This is a genomic window from Bifidobacterium sp. MSTE12, from assembly GCF_000513015.1.
In the GTDB taxonomy this organism is placed as follows: Bacteria; Actinomycetota; Actinomycetes; order Actinomycetales; family Bifidobacteriaceae; genus Bifidobacterium; species Bifidobacterium dentium.
On record NZ_AZYA01000035.1, the window covers coordinates 134,806 to 146,890 of the forward strand.

Annotated in this window: 7 protein-coding genes and 1 other RNA gene; 6 read left to right on the top strand and 2 right to left on the bottom strand. The window is 60.1% G+C overall.

Annotated elements, in window-relative coordinates; translation table 11 throughout:
- Positions 1–21: 21 nt before the first annotated feature.
- Positions 22–975 (top strand): carbohydrate ABC transporter permease, encoded by a 954-nt coding sequence (locus HMPREF1494_RS08590; protein WP_003842807.1) that lies wholly within the window; start codon positions 22–24, stop codon positions 973–975.
- Positions 976–1,122: 147 nt separating this feature from the next.
- Positions 1,123–2,199, top strand: a complete 1,077-nt coding sequence (locus tag HMPREF1494_RS08595) for a glycoside hydrolase family 43 protein (RefSeq protein ID WP_034522127.1) — start codon at positions 1,123–1,125, stop codon at positions 2,197–2,199.
- 121 nt (positions 2,200–2,320) lie between these two features.
- Here HMPREF1494_RS08595 and HMPREF1494_RS08600 read toward each other — a convergent pair whose 3' ends face one another.
- Entirely contained in the window at positions 2,321–4,582 is a 2,262-nt protein-coding gene (locus tag HMPREF1494_RS08600) for a transglycosylase domain-containing protein (RefSeq protein ID WP_034522130.1), read from the bottom strand.
- Between the two features lie 230 nt (positions 4,583–4,812).
- Between HMPREF1494_RS08600 and HMPREF1494_RS08605 the strand changes: the two genes are divergently transcribed.
- Entirely contained in the window at positions 4,813–5,955 is a 1,143-nt protein-coding gene (locus HMPREF1494_RS08605) for an inositol-3-phosphate synthase (RefSeq protein ID WP_034522134.1), read from the top strand.
- A gap of 382 nt (positions 5,956–6,337) precedes the next feature.
- Here HMPREF1494_RS08605 and glf read toward each other — a convergent pair whose 3' ends face one another.
- A complete protein-coding gene (glf, locus tag HMPREF1494_RS08610; protein ID WP_034522139.1) occupies positions 6,338–7,516 on the bottom strand; it encodes a UDP-galactopyranose mutase in 1,179 nt (392 codons plus the stop codon).
- 157 nt (positions 7,517–7,673) lie between these two features.
- Between glf and ffs the strand changes: the two genes are divergently transcribed.
- The 3 genes from ffs to topA all read left to right on the top strand — a co-directional run bounded on the left by ffs (position 7,674) and on the right by topA (position 12,038).
- Positions 7,674–7,764: signal recognition particle sRNA small type (gene ffs / locus HMPREF1494_RS11315), an RNA gene on the top strand.
- A 73-nt stretch (positions 7,765–7,837) separates the two neighbouring features.
- A complete protein-coding gene (locus HMPREF1494_RS08615; protein WP_231495388.1) occupies positions 7,838–8,923 on the top strand; it encodes a phosphatase PAP2 family protein in 1,086 nt (361 codons plus the stop codon).
- 100 nt (positions 8,924–9,023) lie between these two features.
- Positions 9,024–12,038: a type I DNA topoisomerase gene (gene topA / locus HMPREF1494_RS08620; protein ID WP_034522148.1), complete on the top strand. Its 3,015-nt coding sequence runs from the start codon at positions 9,024–9,026 to the stop codon at positions 12,036–12,038.
- Positions 12,039–12,085 lie beyond the last annotated feature (47 nt).

Here is a 12,085-nt window from a genome sequence, read left to right on the forward strand (position 1 = left end):
GTACAAGGAAAGGACATTCAAATGAGCAATTCCGTTGCACCCGCCATCAAGACGGCGAATAATGAGATTCCGTGGAATCCGAAGGTACGCCAGAAGAAGCAGCCGTCCGATTACGTGGTCGACTTCCTGATCGGCCTGTTGGTGGTGGCGGTCGTCGTGGTGGTCCTGTACCCGCTGTGGTTCATCGTGATCGCCAGCTTCTCCAACTCCGCTCTGGTGTCCCAGGGCGCGGTGACCCTCTACCCCAAGGACATCAACTTCTCCGGCTACACCAAGATTCTCGAGGACTCCCGAATCTGGACCGGCTACAAAAACACCATCATCTACTCCGTGATCGGAACCGCGGTCAACATGCTGGTCACCCTGCCGGTGGCGTTCTCCCTGTCCCGCCGCGAGTTCAAGGCCCGCCGCATCATCCTGTTCCTGTTCACCTTCACCATGTTCTTCGCCGGTGGTCTGATTCCGAGCTACCTGCTCTTCAAGGACTTGGGCATCCTCAACTCCATGTGGGTGTTCATCCTGCCGGGTGCCGTGAACGTATTCAACGTGATCATTGCACGTTCGTTCTTCGAGACCTCCATTCCGGAGGAACTGCATGACGCGGCCCAGGTGGACGGTCTTGGTTACTTCCGCTACTTCATGAAGATCGTGCTGCCGCTGAGCTCGGCCATCATCGCCGTAATCGCACTGTACTACTTCGTGGGTCACTGGAACGACTTCTTCACCGGCCTTATCTACATCCGCAACCAGGAGAAGCAACCGTTGCAGAACGTGCTGCAGAACATTCTGCTCGCCAACCAGATGACCACTTCCGGTGGCGGTTCGGATGGCCGTTCCATGCTGGAACGCCAGCAGGCCGCGGATCAGATCAAGTACGGCATCATCATCGTGTCCACCCTGCCTCTGCTGGTCGTCTACCCGTTCCTGCAGAAGTATTTCAACAAGGGCGTCATGATCGGAGCCGTCAAGGGCTGATACGCGACACGAGCAGTCCGAAATTGCCGATATGGCACTTCATCTCATTCTCCTCCTTCCGAAAAGGCTGTCGCTCGTAGTGGCGGCGGCCTTTTCGTATGAGGGCAAGACATCGTATGAAACCAATCAAGTAGTAAGGTGACACCTATGACCGAAGCGACCGACGCATACGGCTATCTGCTCGTCCACTTCATCGAGGATCCGGACGGCTACGCCGAGAAGATTTACATGAATGTATCCGATGGCGACAATCCACGTCGATGGTTGCCTATCAACGATGGAAAGCCGGTGTTGACCTCCGCCATCGGTACCACGGGGGTGCGTGACCCGCATATCATCCGCAATCCCGAAACCGGCACATGGTACGTCATCGCCACCGATTTGCGCGTGTTCGGAGGAGACGATGCCGGCTGGTTCGAATGGACGCGCCATGCCAGTACGAATCTGATCATCTGGGAATCCGATGACCTGTTGCATTGGAGCGGACCGCGTATGCTCGACGTATCCCGTAAGCCGGACGGTTCCCACCTCGAGCTTGGCATGGCATGGGCGTGCGAATGCCTGTGGGTGCCGGACTACTATCCGGCGGAACATGAAGGTGGTCGCGGCGCATTCGTGATGTACTGGTCCAGCACCATCTTCAACAATGAAGACACGCGGCATGACGACAAGGACGTCTACTGCACCGTACTGTGGGGAGCTACCACCGACTTCACGCAAGACACCTTCGAATACGGTGGCGTGTTCATCGACAACGACGGGGATGCCATCGACACCACCATGATCCAACGACCGCTGCCTGACGGCGGAATGCGCACGTACCGCATCACCAAGGACAATGCGCACGGCAACGGCATCTGGATGGATTCCACCGATGCGAAACGCTGGTGGGAGCCCGATACTCAGTGGACCTTGGTGCAGGACCGAATCGGCGCCGAATACGTGCCGGACGGCAATCCCGGCGGAGTGGAAGGGCCGGCCGTGTTCGCCAACCACCATAACGACGGCGGTGCCGACGACGAATGGTATCTGTTCGTGGACGTGATTCCGTCAATCGGCTACCAGCCAATGATCAGCCATGATCTTGATAAAGGCTGGGTCAAGCTGGAAAGTCAAGACTATTTCCTGACCGAGCATACGAAGCATGGCGGTGTGGCTTCGCTGACACGTGCCGAATACGAACGTCTGCGCCCATTGGCCGCACTGGCCGACCTGCGGGGCTGAACACAATTTTTACGGATATGGTGAGGGCCGCCCACGTCTTCTTGTGGGCGGCCCTCACCATATCCGGCTGCATGACGGTCACCTCAATGACGGCGATTACGCGTCATTGCCACTGGTACCGCTATTGTTGCGGCGATTGTGTCGACTGACCTTGGTCGCTCTGCCCCTGGCTGCTCTGGTCAGTGGATGAACCGCTGCCACCGTTGTCGCCGCTGCCGGAGTCCGCATCACCATCACCGCTGCCGCTGCCCGATCCGCTGTCCGGCGTGGTGGTTTCGGCCGGGGACGGCGTGGTCGGCTGCGTGCTTTCCTCAGCCTTCGGCGTGGCCTGCGAGGTGTATGACTTCTGCGCGCCTGTACCCCACGTGCCATCCGATCCGCCGACCTTGCCGCTGTCGGTCGCGGTCGGGAATGTCTCGTTCGGGGTATCGGCCAAGGCCTGCGTCATATATTCGGTGAACAGATGCACCGGGTAGTCGCTGCCGCCGGTCCAGCTACCGAAGGCCGGGATTTCCTGCGGATTGCCGTTCGCATCCGGGTACCACATAGCCACCGTCGTTACCACCGAAGGGGTGTAACCGATGAAACTGGCCGCCCTGGAATCATTCGCCGTGCCGGACTTGCCCGCGATGGTATGACCGGTGGCGCGCGCCTCGGTGGCGGTGCCGCGCTGCACCACGCCGGTGAGCGCCTTGGTTACCAGATTCGCGGAATTGGCTTCGAACACCTGCTCGGCCGTGGTCGGCGCGTTATACAGGTCGGATCCGTCCGGCGTCTTCACGGAGGCCACGATATGCAGCGTCGGCTTGTTGCCCTGATTGGCCAACGTGGCGTATGCGCGCGTCATGTCCTCAACGCTCAGGCCGTTGTTGCCAAGTACGGTGTACGGTTCGGATCCATCCAGAGACGTGTTCTCCACACCCGCCTCGCGTGCGGTATCGGCGATTTTCTTAGTGCCCAGCTTGGTCTGCAAATCCATGTACACGGTGTTCGACGACTGTTCGGTGGCCGTATACAGGTTCACGTATCCCAGGTTCGCGTTGCCGTAGTTGCTCACGGTTTCGGTGATGCCGGGGAAGGTGCGGAACGAGTTGCCGTTGAACATCGTGTTCAGGCTTACGCCTTCGTTTATGGCGGCCAATAACGCGAACGGCTTCATGGTGGAACCGACCTCGTAGGTGGCCTGCGTGACGTTGTTGAGCTGCTTGGTCAGGTAATCGTCGCCCGCATACAGCGCGATAATCGACCCGTCCTTCGGGTTGACCGACAGCGCGCCGAACTGCATGCCGTCCGGCACTACGCCCTGCATGCCGTTCTGCGAGGGACTGACCACCGAATACATCAGATCCTGCTTGGATTTGTCGATGGTGGTCACGATCTTATAGCCGCCCGTTTCGAGGTCCTGCTTGCTGAAGGCCTTCGTGCCGATGAGTTCGTTCTGCACCATGGTCAGCAGGTATCCGTTCGCGCCTTCCAACTGATTGCTCTGCTGGTATTCGATGGCTTGCGGGAATTGCGATTCCTTCCGTTGCTTGGCGGTGATGTAGCCGTCTTCCTCCATGATGCTGAGCACGCGCTTGTAGCGCTTCTGGGCCTGTGCCTCGTCCACCGCCGGGTCCCATGCGCTCGGTGCCGGGATGATGCCGGCCAGCGTGGCCGCTTCGGACAGCGTCAGATCCTTGGCGTCCTTGTTGAAGTACGCCTTGGCCGCCGCCTGGATGCCGTATGCGCCACGGCCCAGGTAGATGGTGTTCATGTAGTTGCACAGCACCTGGCTTTTATCTTGCTGTTGCGCGATCTTGATGGCCAGGAACGCTTCTCGGAGCTTGCCGGAATACGATGTGGTCTCGCCCAGATAGTAGCGCTCCGCGTACTGCTGGGTGATGGTTGAGCCGCCCTGCCGGCTACCGGTGGTCAGGTTGTTGTACAGTGCGCGTGCGATGCCCACCAGATCGATGCCCTTGTTGGTGTAGAAGGAACGATCCTCGGAAGATACGATGGCGTTGCCGACGTAGTCCGGCAGCACGGAGCAGTCGATGATCTCACGATTCTGCTCGGCGTAGCTGCCGATTTCGGTGGTGCCGTCGGAATAGTAGACGGTTGTTTTTTCCGCGAGCGCGAACGCCTCCGGCTCCGGAACGCTCGTGGTGACGTACATGTAGGCGAACAGGCCGATGCCTGCCGTGAGGAGCGCCGCGAAAATCCCGAGCACCCATTTGAGTACGAGATGCTTGCGCTTGGTACGATTCTTCTTTGGTCCATTGGCGCGGTGCGAGCCGTGGCTGTTGCGCTGCACGTTGTGCGTGTTGCTGCGAGCGCTACGGGTGCCGTCTGCCTGCGGGGCATGGGAGCGCGAGCTTACGCTTCGAGTCTGTGAAACCATGCCTTCTACCGTAGCCGCCAGTCCTGAAAAACGGGCGAAAAGGGGTGGTGGATTGCATAAGTTAGGTGATTTATCCTCGGTTCTTTTACAAATCGACAGAATTTCGCCGGGTGTCGCAATAGCGCCGATTGTTCAGGGTTTTCTCAGTCGTACAGGTGGATTCTTGCCGATTCGCAGGTATGCTTAAAGGTTGTATACCTGCAACGCATACATATGAGGAGTCGTTTCAGATGAGCATTCGCGTGGCTATCGCCGGTGTGGGCAATTGCGCTTCGTCGCTGGTTCAGGGCGTTGAGTATTACAAGGACACCAAGGACGAGGATAAGATTCCGGGATTGATGCACAACAATTTCGGCGGATACCGTGTGCGCGATATCGAGTTCGTCACCGCATTCGACGTTGACGCGCTGAAGGTCGGCAAGGACCTGTCCGAGGCCATTGAGGCTTCGCAGAACAACACCATCAAGTTCGCCGACGTGCCGAATCTTGGCGTCGAGGTGCTTCGTGGCCCGACCGAGGATGGTTTGGGCGAGTATTACCGCCAGATGATTGAGGAGTCGGCGGCCGAACCGGTCGATGTGGCTCAGGTGTTGCGTGACAAGAAGGTCGACGTGCTGGTTTCCTATCTGCCGGTCGGCTCAGAGCGGGCTGACAAGGCCTATGCCCAGGCCGCCATGGATGCCGGCTGCGCGTTCGTGAACTGCCTGCCGGTGTTCATCGCCTCCGATCCGGAGTGGGCGCAGAAGTTCCGTGATGCCGGTGTGCCGATTGTCGGCGACGATATCAAGTCTCAGGTCGGCGCCACCATCACCCACCGTGTGCTGGCTCGCCTGTTCGAGGATCGCGGCGTGCGTCTCGATCGCACCTACCAGCTCAATGTCGGCGGCAACATGGACTTCATGAACATGCTGCAGCGTTCCCGTCTGGAGTCCAAGAAGATTTCCAAGACCCGTGCCGTCACTTCCGTGGTGCCTCACGACATGGACCCGCATAATGTGCATATCGGTCCGTCCGACTACGTGGCTTGGCTTGACGACCGCAAGTTCGCCTTCGTGCGTCTCGAGGGCACCACGTTCGGTGATGTTCCGCTGAGCCTTGAATACAAGTTGCAGGTGTGGGATTCCCCGAACTCCGCCGGTATCGTCATCGATGCCGTGCGTGCCGCCAAGATCGCTCTTGACCGTCATCTGGCGGGCCCGATTCTGGCTCCGAGCTCCTATTTCATGAAATCCCCGGCCGTACAGCATGAGGATGGCGAGGCTCGTCGTCTCGTCGAAGAGTTCATCAAGGGCAACGTCGAAGGCACTGAGGAGCAGCTCGATGCCGATGTCGCCGCCGCCAAGGCCGCGGGCAAGGATGTCTGGAAGGCCTGAGCCGCTGCGTGACGCGCATGCGTGATGTGCGTATGAGTACGTATGGGTAATACGTGTGAGTGGCGCATGTGAGTGATGCGTAAGGGGCGGGCCCGCGGATTGTACACTCCGTGGGCCCGCCCCTTCATCTATCGACGCTCAGCCGCCGTCATCGTCGGCAGTTTGGACAGCTACTCAATCTACCGACACTGACGGCGGCTGAGCGTCGGCGGTTTGGGGCAATACCCAATCTACCGACGGTGAGGCGTTGTAGGCATCGGTAGATTGGTTCGTTCCTCAGACTACCGACACTGAGACGTTGTAGGTGTCGGTGGATTGGGGAAATACCCAAACTGCCGACGGTGAGCGGGGGCTCAGCGTCGGCAGTTTGAGGAAGGACGGACTACTTCTTGAGGAGGGGTTCGACCTGCTGTTCGTAGGCGGTCAGGGCCGTGTCGATCACATTGTGCATGTCGTAATACTTGTACGTACCCAGACGGCCGCCGAACACGGTCCTCGGCTCGGCCTTCGCGAGCTCCTCATAGCGCGCGTACAGCGCCTTGTCGGATTCCGTGTTGATCGGATAGTACGGCTCGTCGCCACGTTCGGCGAAACGGGAGTACTCCTCCCACACCACGGTCCTGTCCGGATTCTGCCGGTCGGCACGCTCCGGATTGAAGTTCTTGAACTCGATCGCACGCGTGTACGGCACGTCCGCATCCGAGAAGTTCATCACCGGGCAGCCGAAATGGTCGCCCTCGTCGTAGCGGACCTCCTTGAAGTCCACCGTGCGCCACTTGAGCTCGCCGAGCGAATAGTCGAAATAGCGGTCGACCGGACCCGTGTACACCACCGGCACGCCGGCGGCGGCCAGGGCGGCCTTGTTGTACGGCTGGGATTCGTCGAAGAAGTCCGTCTCCAAGGTCACATGGATGCGCGGATCGTCGATCATACGCTCCATCCACGCGGTGTATCCGTCGACCGGCAGACCCTCCCACGTGTCCATGAAATACCGGTTGTCATAGTTGAAACGCACCGGCAGACGGTTGATGATGCCCGCGGGCAGGTCCTTCGGATCGGTCTGCCACTGCTTGCCCGTGTAGTTCTTGATGAACGCCTCGTACAGCGGGCGGCCGATCAGCGAGATGCCCTTGTCGTTGAGGTTCTGCGGGTCGGTACCGGCCAATTCGCCGGCCTGTTCGGCGATCAGGGCCTTGGCCTCGGCCGGCGTGTAGTGCGCGCGGAAGAACTGGTTGACGGTCCCCAGATTGATCGGCAGCGGGTACACCTCGCCGTCGTGGGTCGCGTACACGCGGTGCACGTAGTCGGTGAAGGAGGTGAACCTGTTCACATAATCCCATACGCGCCTGTTGGACGTGTGGAACAGGTGGGCGCCGTACTTGTGGATCTCCGCGCCGGTCTCCTCGTCCATGTAGCTGTACGCGTTGCCGCCGATATGGTCGCGCACGTCGATGATCTCCACCCTCACGCCGAGATGCTCGACGGCCTGCTGGGCCACGGTCAGGCCGAACAGGCCCGCGCCCACGACCACCAGATCCGGATACTGCACCTTCTCAGTCATAAGAACAACCCTCCAAATGGTTTGCAAACACACATCACACGTGTGCGATTCCATGCCCATAGTACCCATGCCTATGCTCTACGCGTATTCCAGCGCACTACGTCAACGGAAAATTCGCATGTATGGCCTCTGGTCCGGGCATGGTGTACACTGGTCCTTGCCTCCGCGTGGCGGTATGTCACCCAACTCCCCCAGGGCAGGAATGCAGCAAGGGTAAGTGGCCTCTTCCGGGTACGTGGAGGTTTTCGTATATGCGGCCCGATATGTCCGGCTACGTACGTTCCGCTTCGAAATGACATGGGTGGCGTATTCTCGATGAGTATGACCGACGAATTCAAGCCCATCATCCGAGATCCGCAGAAGTCCGCGAATATGCTGCAGCAGAACGCCTCTTCCGAAGCGTTGGGATCCACGGGATCGAACACTTCCACTGACCCGGTCGTCGACGTGCTGTCGGCGGACGAAGTGCGTAGGGGGCTCGCCAAAGCCGACCCGTTGACCCGCCATCCCCGTATCTCCAGCATCGTGCAGTGCGTGGCATTCGGACTGATATTGCTGGCCGCTTCCGTCGGTGTGTGGTGGCTGGGCGTATACACGTTGAGCGGCCAGAGCTATGAGGACATGGTCTGGTCGAGATTCCCCCATGTGCTGCCGGCATGGCTTGGTCCGGTGGCACATATCTTCGCGATTTCACTGCTGGTGCAAGGGGTCAGCGTCGCCATGGCGATCATCGCATTGATTGTGCTGATTGTGCGTAAGCGATGGCTGTTGATTATGCAGTTGGCCGTTTTCGGTGGACTGTGCTTTACGGCGGCGAAGGTGCTTAAAAGCGTGCTTCCGCGACCTTATCTGATTAATCTTGATTCGAATCCCGCCAATTCCGCACCTTCCGGCCATACCATCCTTGCCGCCGCAGCCGGTGTGATGCTGGTATGTGCGGTGCCGCGCGTCCTGCGGGCGCTGGCGGCGGCAATCGGCTGGCTCTACGCCGTGCTCGTCGGACTGTCGGTGATCGCCGCCCAATGGCATCGGCCGATCGATGTGATCATGGCATTGCTGATCGTCGGCGGTCTTGCGCTGCTGATGCTCGCCGTGAGTTTCGCCAATGGCATGGATGAGCCCGGCAAACGCACATCCTCGCCGTCGGTGCAGATCGTCGGCAGCGTGATGCTGACGTTCGGAACGCTGGGAACCCTGTACGGCGCCTACATCATCTGGCAGATCCAGCCTGGACTTGATCTCAGTGCGGAATGGACGAATGCCGGTGCATGCGCCTCCACCGCGATTCTCACGGCATCGGTCTGCGCATTGGTGTTCGGGCTGGTGCTGGTCATGCGCCAACTGACCGCATCGCCGCTGACGAAGCTCGGTCTGGTCGGTGCTCCGCCGGCCCCACCGAAGCAGTAAGGGCGAGGTGCCTGCCGCTCCTACGGCACACGGGAGTTTGCCAATCCTCTATAGTTCGTGCGTATTATTGCGTTGCAAACGCTAGTAATAAGGAGTGGCAATGGCTACCGGCAGCAAGCTCGTTATTGTGGAGTCTCCCACCAAGGCCAGGAAAATCGGAGGATATCTCGGCTCCGACTATACGGTCATGGCATCGGTGGGCCACATTCGCGACCTTGCGCAGCCCAGCCAGGTGCCGTCCGCCGACAAGGCCAAGTTCGGCAAGTTCGGCGTCGATGTGGAAGACGGCTTCAAGCCGTACTACATCGTGGACGGTGATAAGAAGAAAACCGTCTCCGAACTGAAAAGCGCACTGAAAAAGGCCGATACCCTCTATCTCGCAACCGATGAGGATCGCGAGGGGGAGGCCATCGCATGGCATCTGGTGCAGACGCTCAAGCCGAAGGTGCCGATCAAGCGCATGGTGTTCCACGAGATCACGCCGGAGGCGATCAAGGCATCGCTGAATAACACCCGCGATGTGGACGGCGCCATGGTCGACGCGCAGGAGACTCGCCGTATCCTGGACCGCCTGTACGGCTACGAGCTGTCTCCGGTGCTGTGGCGCAAGGTGGGGCCGGGCCTTTCCGCAGGCCGCGTGCAGTCCGTCGCCACCCGTCTGATCGTCGAGCGTGAGCGTGAGCGCATGGCGTTCGTGCGTGCCCCGTATTGGGACGTGACCGCTACGTTGGAGGCGATGGGCGCCGAAGGTGACAATGTGGCCTTCGATTCGCGCATGGTGTCGCTTGACGGCCGTCGTTTGGCCGGTTCCAAGGATTTCGGTGAGGACGGTCTGCTGACCGCCGCCGGTGCCAAGGATAATGTCGTTCAGCTTGACGAGACGCAGGCCCGTGCGCTTGCGCAGTCGCTGGAATTCGCGACGTTCACCGTCACGTCGATGGAATCGAAGCCGTACCGTCGCCGTCCGCTTCCGCCTTTCACCACGTCGACGTTGCAGCAGACCGCAGGCAATCGCCTGTCGATGAGCTCGCGTCAGACCATGCGTGCGGCGCAGGGATTGTATGAGAACGGCTATATCACGTATATGCGTACCGATTCGGTGACACTGTCGCAGGAGGCCATCGCGGCCGCCCGTTCGGCGGTGAAGTCGCATTTCGGCGACACGTTCCTGTCAGATGCGCCGAAGCAGTATGCCACCAAGACCGCCGGTGCGCAGGAGGCCCACGAATGTATTCGTCCGGCCGGCGCGCAGTTCCGTGATCCGGGCGAAGTCGCCAAGAAGGTGCCTGCCGATCAGGCCCGTCTGTATGCGTTGATTTGGCAACGTACGCTTGCCTCGCAGATGGCCGATGCCACCGGTTCCACCGCCACCGTACGTTTGTCCGCATCGGCTGGAGACCAAGGTGAGGCCGTGTTCCAGGCTTCCGGTACGGTCATCGAGTTCCCGGGCTTTATGAAGGCCACAGGGGAGGGACGTCACGCCTCCTCCGACAGGGCCACCGACAAAACCGCCGAGCAGTCCGTCAAAGCGAACGATGATAACGCTTCCCTGCCGCCGATGAAGCCGGGCGACGAGCTTGCCGCGACGGAAGTCGCCGCCGACGGGCATGAAACCCAGCCTCCGGCGCGATACACCGAAGCCTCGCTCGTCAAGACGCTTGAAGCCAAGGAGATTGGTCGCCCGTCCACATATGCGAGCATCATCTCCACCATCATCGATCGCGGGTACGTGTATGAGCGCGGTCGTGCGCTGATTCCGTCCTGGCTGGCTTTCTCCGTGGTCAAGTTGCTGGAGACGAAGTTTCCGAAGTATGTGGACTACCAGTTCACCGCCGATATGGAGAATGGTCTGGACCAGATTGCCCACGGCATGGAAACCGGCAAGGATTGGCTGACCAGCTTCTACTTCGGTTCCGGAGAAGGCGCGGCGCAGTCTCAGGATGAGGCGCATGCCGGTCTGCAGCAGCAGGTCGCGCAGCTTGGCGAAATCGATGCTCGCGCCATCAATACGATTGAGATCGGCGACGGTCTGCATGTGCGTGTCGGTCGTTACGGCCCGTATTTGGAAGATGTGAACGATTTGGATGGCGAGGGCAATCCGAAGCGCGCGTCGTTGCCGGATACCCTTGCTCCGGATGAGCTGACGGTGGAAGTCGGCCATGATCTGATCGAACATCATTCCGGCGGCCCGCGCGAACTCGGCAAGGATCCGGTTTCCGGCGGGACCGTGGAAGTGCGCAACGGCCGTTTCGGACCGTATGTCGCGCTGATTATGCCACAGTCGGAAGCTGCCGGAGATGCCGCCGCTACGCAGGCCAAGCCGCAGCGTGGCTCCAAGAAGACCGCGGCGGATCGCCCGAAGATGGCATCGCTGTTCAAGACGATGAGCCCTGAATCGTTGACGTTGGAAGATGCGCTGAAACTGCTGAGCCTGCCTCGCGAGGTCGGCACGTACGAGGAGGCGAATGCCGAAACAGGCGAACTGCAGCAGGTCACGGTGATGGCGAACAACGGCCGCTACGGCCCGTACCTGACCAAGACCGGCGCCGACGGCAAATCCGACACGCGTTCGCTCGCCTCGGAGGATGAGATTTTCACGGTTGACCTCGATAAGGCCAAGGAGCTGTTCTCGCAGCCGAAGTATGGCCGTGGTCGCGGCCGTGGAACCGCCAAGCCGCCGCTGCGTGATCTGGGCGTCGATCCGGAGACTCAGAAGCATGTGACCATCAAGGAAGGTTTCTACGGCGCGTATATCACCGATGGCGAAACGAACCGTACGTTGCCGAAGCAGTATGCGGCCGAATCGATAGAGCCGGCCGAAGCGTTCAGGCTGTTGGCCGAGAAGCGTGCGCAGGGGCCATCGAAACGTGGCCGTGGGCGTAAGGCCTCTGCCAAGAAGACGACTGCCAAGAGCGCAAAGGCCGGTAAGCCGAACGCAATCGAAAAGGCGCGTGCCGATCGCCGTGCCAAGGTGCGCGAACTGGCCGATCAGGGCTGGGCGAATACGCGTATTGCGAAGGAGATCGGGTCTACGGCCGCCACGGTCAAGGCCGATATCGACTGGCTCACCGCCAATGAGGGATATTCCCGCCCCGAGGTGGTCCCCGCCCGTTGATTCCTGTCGATTTGTGCAGGGTCTAGGACCGGAGCGGACCGGTGGGG

Bases quoted from the DNA above. Each gene is read 5' to 3' on its own strand.
- HMPREF1494_RS08590 (WP_003842807.1), top strand. From the start codon at position 22: ATGAGCAATTCCGTTGCACCCGCCATCAAGACGGCGAATAATGAGATT.
- glf (WP_034522139.1), bottom strand. From the start codon at position 7,516: ATGACTGAGAAGGTGCAGTATCCGGATCTGGTGGTCGTGGGCGCGGGC.
- topA (WP_034522148.1), top strand. From the start codon at position 9,024: ATGGCTACCGGCAGCAAGCTCGTTATTGTGGAGTCTCCCACCAAGGCC.
- HMPREF1494_RS08605 (WP_034522134.1), top strand. From the start codon at position 4,813: ATGAGCATTCGCGTGGCTATCGCCGGTGTGGGCAATTGCGCTTCGTCG.
- HMPREF1494_RS08595 (WP_034522127.1), top strand. From the start codon at position 1,123: ATGACCGAAGCGACCGACGCATACGGCTATCTGCTCGTCCACTTCATC.
- HMPREF1494_RS08615 (WP_231495388.1), top strand. From the start codon at position 7,838: ATGACCGACGAATTCAAGCCCATCATCCGAGATCCGCAGAAGTCCGCG.
- HMPREF1494_RS08600 (WP_034522130.1), bottom strand. From the start codon at position 4,582: ATGGTTTCACAGACTCGAAGCGTAAGCTCGCGCTCCCATGCCCCGCAG.